At 57.3% G+C, this 16,627-nt stretch carries 15 protein-coding genes; 8 read left to right on the top strand and 7 right to left on the bottom strand.

Annotated features, from left to right (window positions below):
- Positions 1 to 79 precede the first annotated feature (79 nt).
- A complete protein-coding gene (locus KOE80_RS08585; RefSeq protein WP_035271028.1) occupies positions 80 to 667 on the bottom strand; it encodes a TetR/AcrR family transcriptional regulator in 588 nt (195 codons plus the stop codon).
- A gap of 133 nt (positions 668 to 800) precedes the next feature.
- Between KOE80_RS08585 and KOE80_RS08580 the strand changes: the two genes are divergently transcribed.
- From KOE80_RS08580 to KOE80_RS08560, 5 genes are all read left to right on the top strand, one after another.
- A complete protein-coding gene (locus KOE80_RS08580) occupies positions 801 to 2,003 on the top strand; it encodes an MFS transporter (RefSeq protein WP_226348905.1) in 1,203 nt (400 codons plus the stop codon).
- Between the two features lie 24 nt (positions 2,004 to 2,027).
- Positions 2,028 to 3,215, top strand: a complete 1,188-nt coding sequence (locus KOE80_RS08575) for an MFS transporter (RefSeq protein ID WP_226348904.1) — start codon at positions 2,028 to 2,030, stop codon at positions 3,213 to 3,215.
- A 219-nt stretch (positions 3,216 to 3,434) separates the two neighbouring features.
- Positions 3,435 to 3,713 carry a hypothetical protein gene (locus KOE80_RS08570; protein WP_022983473.1) on the top strand — a complete coding sequence of 93 codons (279 nt, stop codon included), beginning with the start codon at positions 3,435 to 3,437 and terminating at the stop codon, positions 3,711 to 3,713.
- Positions 3,714 to 3,852: 139 nt separating this feature from the next.
- Positions 3,853 to 5,058: a putative DNA modification/repair radical SAM protein gene (locus tag KOE80_RS08565; RefSeq protein ID WP_009461276.1), complete on the top strand. Its 1,206-nt coding sequence runs from the start codon at positions 3,853 to 3,855 to the stop codon at positions 5,056 to 5,058.
- A 52-nt stretch (positions 5,059 to 5,110) separates the two neighbouring features.
- Positions 5,111 to 6,631: a UdgX family uracil-DNA binding protein gene (locus KOE80_RS08560; protein WP_226348903.1), complete on the top strand. Its 1,521-nt coding sequence runs from the start codon at positions 5,111 to 5,113 to the stop codon at positions 6,629 to 6,631.
- On the opposite strand, the gene folK is transcribed toward KOE80_RS08560, so the two are convergent.
- Genes folK through hda form a run of 4 tightly spaced genes read right to left on the bottom strand, consistent with a single transcriptional unit; the run spans position 6,615 to position 9,890 of the window.
- A complete protein-coding gene (gene folK, locus KOE80_RS08555; RefSeq protein ID WP_060185774.1) occupies positions 6,615 to 7,067 on the bottom strand; it encodes a 2-amino-4-hydroxy-6-hydroxymethyldihydropteridine diphosphokinase in 453 nt (150 codons plus the stop codon). The two genes, KOE80_RS08560 and folK, sit on opposite strands and share 17 nt — an antisense overlap.
- 29 nt (positions 7,068 to 7,096) lie before the next feature.
- Positions 7,097 to 8,476 carry a polynucleotide adenylyltransferase PcnB gene (pcnB, locus tag KOE80_RS08550; RefSeq protein ID WP_009461279.1) on the bottom strand — a complete coding sequence of 460 codons (1,380 nt, stop codon included), beginning with the start codon at positions 8,474 to 8,476 and terminating at the stop codon, positions 7,097 to 7,099.
- A gap of 10 nt (positions 8,477 to 8,486) precedes the next feature.
- A complete protein-coding gene (locus KOE80_RS08545) occupies positions 8,487 to 9,188 on the bottom strand; it encodes an HAD family hydrolase (RefSeq protein WP_226348902.1) in 702 nt (233 codons plus the stop codon).
- A 3-nt stretch (positions 9,189 to 9,191) separates the two neighbouring features.
- Positions 9,192 to 9,890 carry a DnaA regulatory inactivator Hda gene (gene hda / locus KOE80_RS08540; protein ID WP_022983475.1) on the bottom strand — a complete coding sequence of 233 codons (699 nt, stop codon included), beginning with the start codon at positions 9,888 to 9,890 and terminating at the stop codon, positions 9,192 to 9,194.
- 54 nt (positions 9,891 to 9,944) lie between these two features.
- On the opposite strand from hda, the gene purM reads away from it, so the two are divergent.
- Positions 9,945 to 10,994 (top strand): phosphoribosylformylglycinamidine cyclo-ligase, encoded by a 1,050-nt coding sequence (gene purM, locus KOE80_RS08535; RefSeq protein ID WP_022983476.1) that lies wholly within the window; start codon positions 9,945 to 9,947, stop codon positions 10,992 to 10,994.
- A gap of 285 nt (positions 10,995 to 11,279) precedes the next feature.
- Positions 11,280 to 12,740 carry an NCS1 family nucleobase:cation symporter-1 gene (locus tag KOE80_RS08525; protein ID WP_226348900.1) on the top strand — a complete coding sequence of 487 codons (1,461 nt, stop codon included), beginning with the start codon at positions 11,280 to 11,282 and terminating at the stop codon, positions 12,738 to 12,740.
- Positions 12,741 to 12,840: 100 nt separating this feature from the next.
- Here the strand turns inward: KOE80_RS08525 and miaA are convergent, their stop codons facing one another.
- Both miaA and mutL read right to left on the bottom strand, forming a co-directional pair.
- Positions 12,841 to 13,779, bottom strand: a complete 939-nt coding sequence (gene miaA / locus KOE80_RS08520; protein WP_009461282.1) for a tRNA (adenosine(37)-N6)-dimethylallyltransferase MiaA — start codon at positions 13,777 to 13,779, stop codon at positions 12,841 to 12,843.
- The gene (mutL, locus tag KOE80_RS08515; protein ID WP_226348899.1) at positions 13,776 to 15,647 is read right to left on the bottom strand and encodes a DNA mismatch repair endonuclease MutL; all 1,872 of its coding nucleotides are present in this window, start codon (positions 15,645 to 15,647) and stop codon (positions 13,776 to 13,778) included. Before mutL ends, miaA begins: the two co-directional genes overlap by 4 nt.
- Positions 15,648 to 15,792: 145 nt before the next feature.
- Here mutL and KOE80_RS08510 point away from each other — a divergent pair, with 145 nt between their 5' ends.
- Positions 15,793 to 16,443 (top strand): VTT domain-containing protein, encoded by a 651-nt coding sequence (locus KOE80_RS08510; RefSeq protein ID WP_026485215.1) that lies wholly within the window; start codon positions 15,793 to 15,795, stop codon positions 16,441 to 16,443.
- Positions 16,444 to 16,627: the final 184 nt, after the last annotated feature.

The following is a 16,627-nucleotide window of genomic DNA, read 5'->3' as shown; positions in this document are numbered from 1 at the left end:
GTTGATCTGCCTGCCGCTAGAAGCAGATGATCTCAGGCCCGCTCTTTGCCTGGACACTGGCTTTTTCAGCATCGCCCGTTCAGGACTTGATCAGCAAGCCGCGCAGTAATAAATCCAGTGCAGCCAGCCCTTTTACCAAGCGGGCATCCCCATCCTCTCCCTGCGCAATCCAGAAGGCGGCTTCGGCCAGACTGCCGTAAATCAGGGAAGCCAGGGCGTGGGGATCTGCCTGTTCAATCCGACCTTGATCCATCAGTGCCTGAATCAAGCCTTCCATGGAACCCACGCAATACTGATGCGATTCGGGTGATGCGCCCCCCAGCACGGCCTTGGCATCACACAAGACAATGCGCTGCATTTCCGGTTCCAGCGCCATTTCCAGATAGGCATGGCAGCGGCGTACAAACCCGTCCCATGCGTCCTCGGCATTGTTGGAAATAGCCTGCAGGCGCTCGTCCATTTCTGCATCGATCTGGTCGACCACCGCCGCCAGCAAACCCTTTTTGTCACCGAAATGATGGTAGAGCGCACCACGTGTCAGGCCCGCTTGCGCCGTCAACTCGTCCATGGATGTGTCGGCATAGCCACGTTCCGCAAAGAACGTGCGAGCGGTGGCGAGCAGGGTGGCGCGGGTTTCTTCCATCTCGGCGCGGGTACGGCGTGCCATAGTTTCTCCTTACATACGAACTGAATGTATATTTACATGCACGGAGTATGTATATATCATTTTAAACATACGCCCTGTATGTATTGTCGACGCATCACCGTGTCGTGGCAAGCGGGCGCTCACGGAGAATGTAATGGCTCAGCCTTATCGAGAACTTTTTGCCGCGCCTGGCACACGGGGATTCGCCCTGGCCGGGCTGCTGGCCCGGATTCCGCTGCCCATGATAGGGATAGGAATCATCACCATGCTGTCGCAACTGCGGGGCAGCTATGCCTTGGCGGGGGCGGTGTCCGCCTCCTTTGTATTGAGCTATGCGCTGCTATCGCCACAAGTGTCCCGTTGGGTGGACCGGCGTGGGCAAAGCCGTGTTCTGCCGCTAGCAACAGCCATTAGTGTTCTGGGCTTGTTGCTCTTGTTTGGGGCGACATGGTGGCAGGCGCCTGACTGGACCTTGTTTGCAGGCGCGGTGCTGGCCGGTTTCATGCCTAGCATGTCGGCCATGGTGCGTGCTCGCTGGACGGCGATTTATCGTGGGCAGGATCGCTTGCAAACAGCGTATTCGCTGGAAACCGTGCTGGATGAAGTCACCTTTATTGCCGGGCCGCCTTTGTCGGTGGGTTTGGCGGTCCTGGTGTTTCCACAAGCCGGTGTGCTGGCTGCCGCGCTACTGCTGATTGCCGGTGTGTCGGCTCTGTTGTTGCAAAAGGGGACTGAGCCGCCGATCCAAGCGCAGGAGCAGGGCAGCCGCCCTTCGGTCCTGCGTCTGAATAGTGTGCGTTTGCTGGCATTGCTGATGGTCGCCATGGGCGTGATCGTGGGCACCGTGGATATTGTCAGCGTGGCCTTTGCCCAGCAAATGGGGCAGCCGGGGGCGGCCAGCCTGGTGCTGTCGGCTTACGCCCTGGGTTCTTGCGCAGCAGGTCTGGTGTTTGGTGGTTTGAAGCTGAACATCCCTTTGCATCGCCTGCTGCTGTTGGGCGGTTTGGCTACCGCCGCTACGACCTTGCCTTTATTGCTGGTGGCCAGCGTGGCACAGCTGGCAGGGGCGGTTTTGCTGGCTGGTCTGTTTTTCGCCCCCACTATGATTGTGGCCATGTCGCTGGTCGAGCGTGTGGTGCCGGAGCAGCAATTAACCGAGGGCATGACCTGGCTGCTGGCTGGTCTGAATATTGGTGTGGCTATGGGGGCTGCCGTTTCGGGGCGGATGGTGGATCAGGGCGGAGCCAGCTCCGGCTTTGTGGCTGCGCTCTATGCCGCTGCCCTGATCGTCTTGCTTGCCTTGTGCAGCTATCAAAGTTTGCGCGCACCCGTAGTAGCCCGCTCCTGCGCTGTCTAGACTTCTTTCTTTGAGCATGTAGCGATGAATACCTCTTCTCTATCCATGACCGGGCAGCCCAGCAAGCGGCAGTCCTGGCTGGCCGTTATCGCCGTTGGCCTAGCCACTTTTTCTGTGGTCACGACGGAAATGCTGCCCGTAGGTTTACTGACTCCTATTGCAGACAGTTTGCAGACCTCCACGGGGACGGCTGCTTTGCTGATTTCCTTGCCTGCCTTGTTGGCGGCCCTGTTTGCGCCTCTGGTGGTGCTGGCCTCTGGTGGCGTGGACAGACGACGCATTCTGTGTGGTTTGCAGGCCTTGCTGGTGATGGCCAATATAGCGTCCGCCCTGGCCCCCAGCATCGCCTGGATGCTGGCCGCCCGTGTTCTGGTTGGTTTTTGTATGGGAGGCATCTGGGCCATTGCAGGTGGCTTGGCATCCCGTCTGGTTCCGGCTCAGTCTGTAGGTTTGGCAACCTCGATCATCTTCGGTGGGGTTGCCGCCGCTTCTGTGTTGGGCGTGCCATTGGGCGCATTGATGGGTGAACTGGCTGGATGGCGCTGGGCGTTTGGCGGCATGGCGCTGCTGAGCGCTTTGGTGTTGATCTTCCATCTGGCCGTGATTCCGCCCCTGTCCGTGTCGCGCTCGACCACATGGCGTCAGTTCGCCGAGCAGTTTGGCAATCGGCAGTTATGGTTTGGTTTGCTCTTGACCCTGATTCTGGTCGCGGGGCATTTCAGCGCATTTACCTTTGTGCGTCCTCTTTTGCTGTCTGTTTCCGGCATAGGTGCTCAATGGATAGGAGCCTTGTTGTTTGCTTATGGAGTGGCCGGGATTGTGGGCAATTTCCTGATCGGGATGTCGGCGGCCAAACGCACTGAAGCCAGCTTGATGGCGATAGCGTTGGGTCTAAGCATCACTGCTTTGCTTTTCTTGACAGTGGGTAGATCACCGCTGAGTGGAGGTGCGATTTTGCTGCTTTGGGGCCTGGCGTATGGCGGGGTGTCGGTAGGGCTGATGAGCTGGATGATGAAGGCCGCTGCCAATGCTGTTGAGGTGGCTACGGCGTTGTACGTGGCTGTGTTCAATATCGGCATAGCGCTTGGCTCCTGGCTGGGCGGGCAGACTGTGGATGCCTACGGTTTAAGCGCGAATCTGGGGTTGATTGGAGCCGGATCGTTTGTTGTGTTTTTGCTGCTTTTCGGAACAATTTTGCATCAAAAAAAATGAGCAGAAAAAACGGGCCCGGACTGATTTTTCCGGGTTTGCCAGGGCGCAAGCGCGGGTTATTGCTTATTGGAGTCTTGGAGGAGCGCTGCGACGATGTCTGTCAGAACTCCTTGAAATATTCTGTACATCGTTATGTTGTACGGTATAGGGATGCTTTCTGGCTGACCTCCCTTATGGGCACACAACGTCGGTATGGGTGGTCTTAATTAAGGGCCTTGTATGACGCAACTTCAGCGCTCCATCACTATTCCGCAGCTCAACCCCACAATCTGGAACACTCTTGAGCTCGTGCGCTTACGCCAAACCCCCTGGCACAAGAAACAAGCAGTTTTTGAACAATTACAGTCGCTGGGATTAGTCCAAGCCATCCCGCAAACGACGCAGACTCCTTCCCCTTTCCCCGCTCCCCTGATAGCCATGTTGACCGAAGAAGGGCGGCAGTTGCTGGAGGCTCGATCCAATCATCAAGAGGCCTTGATCAAGCTTTTGGACGCGTGATCCTTTAGCTTGAGCTGGTTTGCCTGGCTTGTCCTTTGCCGGACAGGCCAGGCCGCTTGCCCTCTTTGAACGTTTTCTGGATAAGTGACGCCTTGAGCGAAAACTGTATAATGCTGTTTTTATATACAGTATTTCGACCATGGAGCTATCGCGCAAACTCGAAATTCTGGCCGACGCGGCAAAGTACGATGCCTCTTGCGCCAGCAGTGCCGCGCCCAAACGGGATTCCCGTGGGCGTACGGGTCTTGGGGCCAGTACGGGGGCGGGCATCTGTCATAGCTTCACGCCTGACGGGCGCTGCGTTTCGCTGCTCAAAATACTGCTGACCAATTTTTGTCAGTATGACTGCCTGTATTGCGTGAACCGGCGCTCCAGCAACGTGCCACGCGCGCGTTTTCGGCCTGCCGAAGTGGTTGATCTGACGCTGGATTTTTATCGGCGTAACTATATAGATGGTCTGTTTCTGAGCTCGGGCATCATACGAAGTTCGGACTACACCATGGAGAGCCTGGTCGAGGTGGCGCGCTCCTTGCGCGAAGATCACCATTTTCGCGGCTATATCCACCTTAAAACCATTCCTGATGCAGATCCCCAGCTGATTACGTTGGCTGGTCTTTATGCAGACCGCCTCAGCGTCAACATCGAGCTTCCCACAGACGCTGGCCTGAGCCGTCTTGCGCCCGAGAAAAGTGGGCATACGATCAAGCGCGCCATGGGCGTCATTCGTCTGTCCCAGGAACAGGCTCAGGAGGAGAAGCGGCCTAAAGTGCCTGCCGGGCAAAGTACACAAATGATTGTCGGTGCGGATGCAGCGGATGACCGCAATATCTTGCAAACGGCGCAGACCTTGTACGGAGCCTACAAGCTCAAGCGGGTGTATTACTCGGCATTCAGCCCCATCCCGGACAGTTCGTCGGCGCTGCCAGCCCAGCCGCCGCCGCTCTTGCGGGAGCATCGTCTGTATCAGGCCGATTTCCTGCTGCGTAGCTACGGTTTCCGGGCCGAGGAGCTGTTTCAGGATAAGGGCGATTTACCCTTGGATATTGATCCCAAGCTGTCTTGGGCCTTGTCCAATCGAGCGGTTTTTCCGGTAGATCTGAATCGGGCGCCCGAGCGTCTGATTGCGCGTGTTCCGGGTATAGGCATACGCAATGCCAAGCGCCTGGTCGAGCTTCGTCAGATGCGGGCGATCCGATATCAGGACTTGATTCGCTTGCGGTGTTCCATCAAGACATTGCAGCCGTTTGTAGTGGTCCAGGATTACCGTCCCGGCCTTGCTGAAGCCGCGTCAGACAAGCTGCGACGCATGCTCTCGAGCAATCCGCAGCAACTGAGCTTGCTATGAATCCTCCTTGTGTGACGACCTTGCTTCTTTCTGGCAGCAGGAGCCAACAGTCATGATGACTCTGATGGTGAACGGCGGTTATCTGGCCTGGCGCGAGCAGGCATTACGCGCTTTGGCCGAGGGCTGGTCGCCGGAGGAGCTTTGTTGGGCAGAAGCAAGCCCGGATTTAGGGCGGCAAGGGCAGCAAATCGGGTTGGAGTATGAAGCGTCCCATGCGCCGCTTCCCTCTCCTGTTTCCTTGCAAGAGCCCCAGGCGCAGCAGCCCGTTTCCAGTGTGTCTGTGCGTATTTCCAAAGGGCTGGCTGCCTTGCTGCAGGATGCGGCCCTGTGTCGTGCGCCGGCGCGTTGGGCTTTACTTTACCGTGTCCTGTGGCGCTGGCATCAGGGTGATCGCAGTGTGGAGTCTGTAGCAGACGAAGATGGTGCCCGTTTGTACGAGATGGCCAAAGCGGTGCGTAAGGAAAAACACGACATGATGGCTTATGTACGGTTCCGCCATTGTGGCAAGGGCATGCAGCCCGAGTACTGGGCCTGGTTTGAACCCGAGCACGATGTGCTGGAGTGGATTGCAGACTATTTCTCCAAACGCATGGGGGGCACGTCGTGGTGTATCGCGACGCCGCAAGGGCTTGCACTGTGGGATGGTCGGAATCTGCAGCTGCAGGATGCCCCCGACAATATAGAGGCGTTACGGGCTGGCCCGGCCGATGATCAGGTGGAGGCCTTGTGGTTGCGCTATTACCAAAGCATTTTCAATCCCGCGCGGCTGAATGAAACCGCTTTGCAGCAGAGCATGCCAGTGCGATTCTGGAAAGGCCTGCCCGAAGCCAGCTTGATTCCCGCCATGATTAGCGAGGCCCGTAATGGCGCCCGGCGAGTGGGGCAGTTTAGTGCGGTAGCCCGGATGCCGGGCAAGTCAGTCGCGGTGGAGGCCCACAGCGCACAGCCTCACCGCAGTGAACCGTCTGTACTGGAAGCCTGTCGTCGCTGCGGCCTATGGGAGCACGCTACGCAAGCAGTGCCGGGAGAAGGCCCGGCAACAGCGCGCATGATGTTGCTGGGCGAGCAACCCGGTGATTACGAGGATTTGGCAGGGCGTGTCTTTGTCGGTCCTGCAGGGCGGGTTCTGGATCAGGCTTTGCAGCGTGCCGGTATTGAACGCAATGCGCTGTATCTGAGCAATGCCGTCAAGCATTTCAAATGGAAAGGGCGAGGCAAGCAGCGTTTGCATGTCAGCCCCTCTCAAGCCGAAGTGCAGGCATGTGGGCACTGGTTGCAGGAAGAACTGGCGCGCCTTGAACCTGCTGTCATCGTTACCCTTGGGGTGACGGCCTTATCTGCTTTGCTGGGAACCCAAGTGCCGCTTGCTCAGTATTTGGCCAAGCCGTTTCTTTTAGGGCAGACGTGGGTAATTGCAGCTTGGCATCCTTCGTATGCGCTGCGTGTGGACTCTGCGACCCGCCGCGAGGAAATTGTCAGCAGTATTACCCAGGTCTTGCAAATGGGATGGCGGCTGGCGACAGGCTCCGCTACGGACGAGGGCCTGGCCGCGGGTATCAACTCAGCCGCTTGATTTCCTGATCTTGCACGTTGACCAGTAACTCCCTGATGTGGCCTTGAGCCAGTTCAAGTTCAGGAGCCAGATCAGCCAGCGGTACCAGCACAAAAGCACGTTCATGCATGCGGGGGTGGGGGACGATCAGCCGCTCCGTGTTGATCTGCTCTTGCCCGTAAAGCAGCAAGTCCAGATCCAGAGTACGGGGTGCATTACGGTACAGGCGCGTGCGGCCGTGCTCTTGCTCGATGTGTTGCAGACGGTCCAGCAAGGTCTCGGGAGCCAGGGTGCAGGTGAAGCGAACGACTGTATTGACGTAATCCGGGCCACTGGAATCGACGGGAGCCGTGCTGTAGAAATGGGCCAGCGTCAGATCCTGGATGCCAGCAGTAGCGGCCAGTTCAGCCGCTGCAGTGTCCAGAGTTTGTCGTGCTTCGCCCAGATTCGCGCCCATGGCGACGAAAACGGTGGTGCTGCCTGGAATCACGATTCGCTTCCACCCGTTGCGTTGCTGCGCTTGGCGTTGGAGCGACGGCGGCGGGTACGGCGCTGGCCGCTGCGCGAGCCGGTAGCGGCGGTGCCAGCAGGTTTGCGCACGGCAATCATATTGCTGCGTTCTTCGTCACCGGCATCGGCCAGATCCATCCACCACTGCGCCTGCACGCTATCCACCTCTTTGGCTTCGGCGCGTAGTTGTAAAAAATCCACAGCGGCACGGAAACGAGGTTGTTCCGTCATGCGCCAGATAGCGCGATTGGCGATGCGCTCAAAACGGGGCTGCATGAACCAGATTTCGCGCATATCCGACTGGAAGCGCTTTTGAATCGGCATGATGCGGCTTTGTTTTTCCAGGATCAGGTCGGCGGCTTCCAGCAAGGCTTGCTGGGGATGCATGTCCTGGGCACTGCGTCGTTCCCATTCTTGCTTGACCAGCTTCCAGAGCAGGCAGGCATAGATAAAGCTGGGGCTGACCGATTTGCCAGCACGAACGCGGGTGTCGGTGCGGGCCAAGGCCATGTCCAGAAATTCAGAGCCACCGGGCAGGCGTTGAACCGGCTCGACCATAGGCAAGAGCTTGCTGTGCAGACCCAGCGCCTGCAGGCGCTGGATGCAATCCATGGCATGGCCGCAGTTCAGCAGCTTGAGTGTTTCGTCAGCCAGACGGGACTCGGGGACGTTCTCGATCAGACGCGACAAGGAACGAATGGGCGCATCCGTTGCCGGTTCGATGGTGGCATCCAGCTTGGAGGCAAAGCGCACGGCACGCAGCATGCGCACCGGGTCTTCGCGATAGCGGGTTTCCGCATCACCAATAATGCGTACCTGACGGTCTTTCAGATCGGCTACCCCGTTGTGGTAGTCGATGACGGTTTCAGTCAGGGGGTCGTAGTACAGCGCGTTCAGTGTGAAGTCGCGGCGTGCGGCATCGTCTTCGATGGTGCCGTACTCGTTGTCGCGCAGGATGCGGCCATGTTCGTCCGTTTGCTTGCCGCTATCATCGGCCCGGAAGGTCGAGGTTTCGATGATTTCCTGGCCAAACACCACGTGAACCAGGCGGAAGCGACGGCCAATGATGCGGGCACGACGGAACAGGGGGCGGATTTGCTCGGGTGTGGCGTTGGTTGCCACGTCAAAGTCCTTGGGCTCCAGGCCCACCAGCAAATCGCGCACCGCGCCGCCCACGACATAGGCTTGATAGCCTTCGTGGTTCAGGACCTCGCACACTTTGATGGCATGACGCGAGACCAGACGTCGGTCTATGCCATGTTCTTCTCGTGTGTAGCGGCGCGGCCCTTTGGGACGCGCGCTTTTGGCTGGTTTGAGCAGCCGGTCGACAAATGTTTTTATTGTTCGCTTGAGCATGCGTCTGATTTTACGATTTGCTGTCCATCATGTCAGCGAACAAATCGATGACGACCCAATTGCGTTCGGTGGCCACGGCACGCAGCTTGTCGCTGGGGTTGGTTGCCACGGGGTCGGTCACCACTTCCATCAGGGGCAGATCGTTGGGCGAATCGCTGTAAAACCAGCTGCGCTCGAAGTCGGCCAAAGTTTTGCCCATGGTTTGCAGCCACTGTTCTACACGGGTGATCTTGCCAGCCTGAAAGCTGGGCACGCCGCTGATCCTGCCGGTGTAGCGGCCGTCTTTCATCTCGGGGGTGGTGGCGATCAGGTGGTCTACGCCCAATGCCGCAGCAATGGGGCGTGTCACAAATTCGTTGGTAGCGGTCACGATTGCCACCAGATGGCCCTGGTCCTGATGCTGGGCCAACAGTTCGCGTGCAGCGGGGCTGATCGAGGGCAGGATCACGGCCTGCATGAATTCGTCCTGCCAGGCCAGCAACTCTTCCTGGCTGGCATTGGTGAGCAGGCCCAACATGAATTCGGCCGATTCCTCGGCCGTCAGCAATCCCTGGTTATAGCGTTCCATCAGGTCTTCATTCAGACGAATGGCTTCAGCGGGGTCACCGACGCGGCCGGTACGGGCCAGGAAGTCAGCCCACTGGTAATCGCTATCTAAAGGAAGCAGAGTGTGGTCCAGATCAAACAGGGCAATAAAAGAAGAAGCAGTCATGACTCAACTAGAAGATTGGGTCTGGCTGTTGGCCAGAAGTTCTTTGAGCAGGGGTAAAGTGATGGGGCGTTTCTTTACCAGTGAATAATTGTCCAGCGCATCGATCAGTGCGCTCAAGCGGTTCATATCGCGATCGTAGTGAGTCAGTATCCAGCTGAGCACTTCCGCTTGCAGCTGCAGACCGCGGGCAGCGGCTCGCTGTTGCATGGCTTCGGCCCGGTGGGCGTCCGACAGGTATTCCAGCCTGAATACCAGGTCCCAGCCCAGGCGTGTGCGCAAGTCCTCGCGCACGGACATGGTTTTGGGAGCCCGGTCGCCGGAGACCAGCAGCGTGAAGGCGTCTGGCCGGGTGGCCGACTCGCGCCAGCGATTGTACAGTGCAAATACGGCAGCCTGTCCGTGCTCGTCAAAACGTTCGATATCGTCGATGGCCAAGAGGCTGGGAGGGGCTTTGTCATCGGTAGCGATGTCAAAGATGGGCTGGGAGGGTGTATCTGAACTAAAATAGCGGCTGTCGTCTTGACTGGCCATCGCCCGCAGCAGATGTGTTCGACCTGCGCCGGGCGGTCCCCACAGGTAAACCGCGCGTCCTGGACTGCATTGACGCAGAGCCTGCAACGCAGCCTGATTCGCTCCGGCAACAAAGTTGTCCAAAGAGGCAGGCGGTGCTGGAGATATATCCAGAATCAGTTGCTCGGTCATGTGTCGTACAATTTCGTCCAACTCGCAATTTTCACATATCCCACGGCTTTTCCCATGAAAAACACTACTTCTGTTTCCTTGACCTACCGCGATGCAGGCGTGGATATCGACGCGGGCGATGCCCTGGTCGATCGTATTAAACCACTGGCTGCCAAAACCATGCGTGCAGGCGTCATGGCTGGAATCGGAGGCTTTGGCGCTTTGTTTGAAGTGCCTACCCACCTTAAAGAGCCCGTTCTGGTGTCTGGCACCGACGGTGTTGGTACCAAACTACGCCTGGCATTTGACTGGCAGCGCCACGACACTGTGGGTATAGACCTGGTGGCCATGAGTGTCAACGACATTCTAGTCCAGGGCGCAGAACCCTTGTACTTTCTGGATTACTTTGCCTGCGGCAAGCTGTCGGTCGACACGGCTGCTCAAGTAGTTGGCGGCATTGCCAAGGGTTGTGAACTGTCCGCTTGTGCCCTGATCGGTGGTGAAACGGCAGAGATGCCCGGCATGTACCCCGAAGGCGAGTACGACCTGGCCGGTTTTGCAGTGGGAGCGGTAGAAAAATCGCGCATTATCGATGGCAAGTCCATTGTTCCTGGTGACGTGGTTCTGGGTCTGGCTTCCAGCGGTGCCCACTCCAACGGTTACTCCCTGATTCGCAAGATTCTCAAGCACGCCAACGCCAAGCCTACCGACGAGCTTGATGGCCGTCCTTTGGCTGACGTGGTCATGGAACCCACCCGCATCTACGTGAAATCCGTGCTGGCTGCTTTGGCTGCTCACGGTGCGGACATCAAGGGCCTGGCTCACATCACCGGCGGCGGCTTGCTGGAAAACGTGCCACGCATTCTGCAAAAGCACCTGACTGCCCGTCTGAAGCGCGATTCCTGGACCATGCCTGCCTTGTTCCAGTGGTTGCAAAGCAACGGTAACGTGGCCGACGAAGAAATGTACCGTGTGTTCAACTGCGGTATCGGCATGATCATCATTGTTCCTGCTGACAAGGCAGACGCCATCAGCGCCACTTTGTCCGAGCAAGGCGAAACCGTCTACCAATTGGGCGAAATCCTGGAGCGTCAGGAAGGTCAGGCACAGACCGAAGTGGTCTAAAAACCTCTGATCTTTCCGTCAGTAAAAAAGCCAGCTCATCGAGCTGGCTTTTTTTATTCCTGCATCCTGCTTTGAATTGCCCTGTATTACCGCATCGAATCTGATGTATTTGATTTTCAAATAAATATTATATGGATTTGATTATGTCGTTTTTCGAGCTAATCCGAATTTAGGTATTACTCGTACATTCCATAATATTCCCCGATCAGCAAGGCTCCTACAGTAGCGGCAAGCACATAGAAATTTCAGCTGAAATGTTAGAAGCAATTTCTTAGGGGGAAGAAAATGGAGCACAGCGATTTATCTTTGAAAGACCCGCATCCTGCTTTGCACAACGAAGACTTGGCGCCTTTGCCACGACAAAAACGCTTGTGGGGCTGGTTCGAGATTTTCAACGTCTGGTCTAACGATATTCAAAGTCTGTTTGGCTACACCTTGGCCGCCACCTTGTTCATTTCTTATGGTTTGAATGGTTGGGCCGTGTTTGCCGGCATCTTGCTGGCCGGTTTTATTGTGATGGGGCTGGTGAATCTGAGCGGTAAACCCAGCGTGCTGTATGGCGTTCCCTATCCTGTGATTGCCCGTATCAGCATGGGGGTGAAGGGCGCCAAGTTTCCTGCTCTGGTGCGCGGGATTGTGGCTATCTTCTGGTATGGCGTGCAGACCTACTTTGCCTCCACGGCCTTGGCGCTGTTGTTCAATGCCTTGCTGGATCACCCCGGCGGAGCCTTGTTCCTGGGGCTGGATTGGGTGGGCTGGGTGTCTTACGTGGTGGTTTGCATCCTGCAGCTGGGTATTTTCCTGATGGGCATGAAGTGGATTACGCGCTTCCTGAACTGGGCGGGCCCGTTGGTGTATCTGGTGATGTTCGCCTTGCTGGCCGTGATCTGGTACAAGGCTGGCGGTGGTTTGCTCGACAAAGTGGGCGAGATCTTTGCTGGTAAAGGCTCTTACGAAGGCGGACCCTTGATGGCCTTTGGTGCGGTGGTGGGCACTATGGTGGCGTACTTTGCTGCCGTTGTGATCAACTACGGCGACTTCTCGCGCTTTGTGAAAGACGAGCGCAGCATGCGTATCGGTAACTTCATGGGCTTGCCTGTCAGCCTGGCCGTATTCTCCTTCCTGGCCTTGTTCATTACCGCCGGTACAGCTGTGTTGTTTGGCGAAACCTTGACCAACCCTACCGATATTGTGGATCGCGTCGATAGTTTGGCTTTAACGGTGATCGCGGCTTTGACCTTCTTTGCCGCAACCGTGGGTATCAACCTGGTGGCGAACTTCATTCCACCGGCCTTTGATTTGGCCAACCTCAAGCCCGAGCTGATCTCTGCCAAGATGGGCGGCATTCTGACAGCCGTAATTGCTTTCTTTATCGGTGCCTTGTGGCTGCCCTTGATCAGCGCTATCGGCATTACGGGTTTTGTGGATACCTTGGGCGCCTTGCTGGCTCCCTTGTACGGCATCATGATTGTGGACTTCTACTTGATCCGCAAACAGCGTGTCGTGGTGTCGGATCTGTTCAGCCTGGCAGAAAGCGGTACCTACTACTTCCAGAACGGCTGGAACAAGCGTGCAATGGCCGCTTTCTTCCTGGCGGCGGTGTTCTCGGTAGCGACCGTCTGGGTGCCTGCGCTGGCGAATATGGCGGGTTACGGCTGGCTGATTGGTGCCTTGTTGGGTGGCGCGTTCCAATACCTGGCCATGCGCACCAAAGTTTTGCCCAAGCTGAGCGGCGCTTCGGTATAAGAGGCGTTTCGGGTAAAAAAACGGTCTCTTTGAACGGCCCCTTGGCAGTCGGATACTATCCGGCCGTCAAGGGGCCGTTCCTACGAGCGAGCCTGGTGTATCAGGCTGGCCAGATCTGGCGTGCCGCTTGCACAATCTGCTCGGCGGCTTGCGGGCTCTGGCAGTTGAATTGCAGACGCTCGGGTTCGGAGCGTAGCCAGGTCAATTGACGTTTGGCTAGCTGGCGAGTCGCGGCAATCGCCTGTTCGATCGCCACGTCCAGGCTGACTTCGCCGTCCAGATACGACCACAGTTGCCGATAGCCCACACAGCGAATGGAGGGCAGACCGGGATGCAAATCAGGGCGCTGGTACAGCTTCTCCACTTCCTGCAGCAGCCCTTGCGCGATCATGTCGTGATAGCGAGCCGCAATGCGCTTATGCAGCCAGGATCTATCTTCTGGCTCCAGGCTCATGGTGACGTATTGGTGGCTCTCTTCTTGCGGCTGGGCTTTGTCCTTGAGCCAGTCGCTCATGGTCTTGCCGCTGATATGGAAAATCTCCAGCGCACGTTGAATGCGCTGGCTGTCGCGGGGAGCCAGTCGGGCAGCCGTCACCGGGTCGATGCGGGTCAGTTCCTCGTGCATGCCGGGCCAGCCAATTTCCTGGGCACGCTCATCCAGTTGCTGGCGAATGGCAGGGTCTGCCTGCGGTAAATCGTTCAAGCCTTCGCGCAAGGCTTTGTAATACAGCATGGTGCCGCCACATAGCACAGGGTAATGCCCGCGCGCCCGGATTTCTTGAATAAGACGGGTTGCGTCGGTGGCGAACTCTGCGGCTGAGTAACTCTCTACCGGGTCGCGTATATCCAGCAAGTGGTGGGGGATAGCGGCTTGTTCTTCGGCGCTGGGTTTGGCGGTGCCAATGTCCATGTCACGGTAAATCGTGGCCGAGTCCATCACAATCACTTCAATCGGCCAGTGTTGCGCCAGGATATGCGTGCTTGCGCTTTTGCCACTGGCCGTCGGGCCAGCCAGGCACAGAATGGGTAAATCGTTCATTGTCCACGCATAAAAAGTTTGTCCAGCTCGCTGAGCTTCCATTGGAACCAGGTGGGGCGACCGTGATTACACAGGTCGGCCCGGTCAGTTTGTTCCATCTTGCGAAGCAGAGCGTTCATCTCGGGGATGCTCAGGCGACGATTGGCGCGTACGGCGCCGTGGCAGGCCATGGTGGAGAGCAGTTCGTTGCGTTGCTCATCCAGGTGGCGTGACGAGCCTACCTGAGCCAGATCGCGCAGTACGGCACGGGCCAGCGATTCGATGTCGCCTTGGGCCAGGAGGGCGGGGACGGCACGCACGGCCATGGTGGTGGGGCCTGCCGGGTTCATGCTCAGGCCCAGATCGGCCAGGGTTTCCTGATGCTCATCCAGCAAGGCGATATCACTTTCCGAGCAACTGAATACGACCGGCACCAGCAGATCCTGACGAGGCAGTTCGCGGCCATCCAGAGCCTGCTTCAATTGTTCGTAGACCACGCGTTCATGTGCGGCGTGCATGTCCACCAGAATCATGCCCTGACGGGTTTCGGACAGAATATAGATGCCGTGCAACTGCCCCAGGGCCATACCCAAAGGAAATTCGTCCGTCGTGCTGTCTGCCTCGCTTTGATAGCTGGTGACTGGGGTGTTGCTGGGAGCAGGCTCAATCGGGCGATACATGCTTTTCCAGTCGGCACTGCCGCCGCCAGATGGCTCGCGCAGGCTGAAACTGGATTGCCAGCCTTGGCGAGCCGGATGGCTATATGGCATGGCGGGCTCGCTGCTGGTATAGGAAGCGCTTGGCGCGCCTGGAGCCGACGAAGGATAGGGCGTGCCACTTATGGGAGGCTGGGTAGCGCCTTCAGGTAAAGGCATGGCGGCAACAGGCGTTTCGCCGGCCATGCTGCCTTGCGCCAGGGTTTGTCCGACAGACTGCAGCACAAAGCGGTACACGGCGCCGCTGTCACGGAAGCGGACTTCATGCTTGGCGGGGTGTACGTTCACATCCAGCGTCGATGGGGCAATGTCCAGAAACAAGGCATAGGCAGGCTGGCGATCTCCATGCAGTACATCGGCATAAGCACTGCGTATAGCATGTGACACAGTACGATCACGCACAAAACGGCCATTCACGAACAGGAACTGTTTGTCTGCACTGGGGCGAGCATGGGCGGGGTGAATCACCAGACCACGCAAGCTGATCAGGCCTTGTTCCTGGGCGACAGGCAGGCTTTGCTCAATAAACTCTTTGCCCAAAATATCCAGCAGGCGTTGCTCCAGTGTGCCGCTGCGCCAGTGGCGTTGGGGCTTGTCATTGTGAAACAGTCGGAAAGCGATCTGCGGCTGTGCCAGGGCAATGCGCTCCAGCGCGGTCACGCAATGGCCGTACTCCGTGCCTTCCGTACGCAGGAACTTGCGACGGGCAGGGATTTCGTCAAATAGCTGACGTACATCCACATGCGTGCCAATCTGCCCGGAGGCGGGCTGGGGTTCAGCTTGGCCCAGCGAGTACTCCCAGGCGTGTGGGTCGTCCTGGGTGCGCGAGTTGATCGTCAGGCGGGCTACCGAGGCAATTGAGGGCAGGGCTTCACCCCGAAAGCCCATGGAGGCCACGGACTCCAGTTCTTCCAGCGAGCGAATCTTGCTGGTGGCATGTTGCAGCAGCGCCAGGGGCAATTCTTCCTGGGTGATGCCGTGGCCATCGTCGCTGACAGAGATGCGGCGTATGCCGCCGCCGTCCAGACGAATCTCGATGGCACTGGCTCCGGCATCAATGGCGTTTTCCAGCAATTCCTTCAGGACAGATGCCGGGCGCTCGATAACTTCACCGGCCGCAATTTGGCTTACAAGCAAGTCCGGGAGTGGGATAATACGGCGTCTTGATGACATAGGGCGGCTGGCCTTGTGTGTATTCAGGGTTGAACATTACACGTTCAACGGGTTTCAAACGGTAGCGGCTTATTTTAACCGCTTGCTCTATGGTGTCGGTCTGGCCAGTATCGGACTGGCTGGATTGTTATTTTGGTGTGGAACTATGCCCGATTTACTCAGCATGATCCTTCATATTGACCAGTACCTGGGTGTGTGGGTCGAGCAGTATGGAGCCTGGATTTATCTTGTTCTGTTCTTGATTATATTTGGCGAGACCGGGCTTGTGGTTTTGCCCTTCCTGCCGGGCGATTCCCTGTTGTTTATTGCTGGAGCCTTTGGCGCTTCGGGCATGCTGGACCCGGTCATGCTGGGTGGCCTGCTGATCGTGGCAGCCGTGCTGGGTAATACCGTGAACTATCACGTGGGGCGGTATATAGGTCCGAAAGTCTTTACCCAGGAATCCCGATTCCTGGATCGTCGTGCGCTGGTCAAAACCCATGCTTTTTATGAAAAGCATGGTGGCAAGACCATCGTCATTTCCCGCTTTTTGCCTCTGTTTCGCACCTTCGCGCCTTTTGTGGCCGGGGTGGGCCATATGAATGCCATGCGCTTTCAGATGTATAACATTACCGGCGCGGTGCTGTGGATTTGCAGCTTGATTACCCTGGGCTACTTCTTTGGTAATGTGCCTTTCATCAAGGCGCATTTGAACACCATTGTGCTGATTGGTATTGCGGCAGCGGCAGTGCCTGTTGTGGCTGGGGCCTTGTGGAAGATCTTCAAGCGCAAGAGCAAGGGTGATGCGACTTTGTAGGATTTGAGATCGGATTGTTTGCTTGTTAAAGGTTAAGGAAAGGACGCCAGTAGGCGTCCTCAGACTGCTGACAAACCCTCCCATAAAACAGCAGGCTTGTTCATAATACGTTCATGCTTAAGACCCCGACTGCTTATCAACATGAATGGGAAATGGTCACGCTGGACTCCTTGGTTCCGGGCGA

Origin of the sequence: Alcaligenes sp. 13f (assembly GCF_020496585.1) — a bacterium.
Classification (GTDB): domain Bacteria; phylum Pseudomonadota; class Gammaproteobacteria; order Burkholderiales; family Burkholderiaceae_B; genus Alcaligenes; species Alcaligenes phenolicus.
The sequence above is the reverse complement of the archived record's forward strand: the minus strand, read 5'-3'. Positions and strand labels throughout refer to the sequence as shown.

Coding starts and splice junctions, on each gene's coding strand:
- KOE80_RS08585 (WP_035271028.1), bottom strand. CDS start 667: ATGGCACGCCGTACCCGCGCCGAGATGGAAGAAACCCGCGCCACCCTG.
- KOE80_RS08580 (WP_226348905.1), top strand. CDS start 801: ATGGCTCAGCCTTATCGAGAACTTTTTGCCGCGCCTGGCACACGGGGA.
- KOE80_RS08575 (WP_226348904.1), top strand. CDS start 2,028: ATGAATACCTCTTCTCTATCCATGACCGGGCAGCCCAGCAAGCGGCAG.
- KOE80_RS08570 (WP_022983473.1), top strand. CDS start 3,435: ATGACGCAACTTCAGCGCTCCATCACTATTCCGCAGCTCAACCCCACA.
- KOE80_RS08565 (WP_009461276.1), top strand. CDS start 3,853: ATGGAGCTATCGCGCAAACTCGAAATTCTGGCCGACGCGGCAAAGTAC.
- KOE80_RS08560 (WP_226348903.1), top strand. CDS start 5,111: ATGATGACTCTGATGGTGAACGGCGGTTATCTGGCCTGGCGCGAGCAG.
- folK (WP_060185774.1), bottom strand. CDS start 7,067: ATGGGCGCGAATCTGGGCGAAGCACGACAAACTCTGGACACTGCAGCG.
- pcnB (WP_009461279.1), bottom strand. CDS start 8,476: ATGCTCAAGCGAACAATAAAAACATTTGTCGACCGGCTGCTCAAACCA.
- KOE80_RS08545 (WP_226348902.1), bottom strand. CDS start 9,188: ATGACTGCTTCTTCTTTTATTGCCCTGTTTGATCTGGACCACACTCTG.
- hda (WP_022983475.1), bottom strand. CDS start 9,890: ATGACCGAGCAACTGATTCTGGATATATCTCCAGCACCGCCTGCCTCT.
- purM (WP_022983476.1), top strand. CDS start 9,945: ATGAAAAACACTACTTCTGTTTCCTTGACCTACCGCGATGCAGGCGTG.
- KOE80_RS08525 (WP_226348900.1), top strand. CDS start 11,280: ATGGAGCACAGCGATTTATCTTTGAAAGACCCGCATCCTGCTTTGCAC.
- miaA (WP_009461282.1), bottom strand. CDS start 13,779: ATGAACGATTTACCCATTCTGTGCCTGGCTGGCCCGACGGCCAGTGGC.
- mutL (WP_226348899.1), bottom strand. CDS start 15,647: ATGTCATCAAGACGCCGTATTATCCCACTCCCGGACTTGCTTGTAAGC.
- KOE80_RS08510 (WP_026485215.1), top strand. CDS start 15,793: ATGCCCGATTTACTCAGCATGATCCTTCATATTGACCAGTACCTGGGT.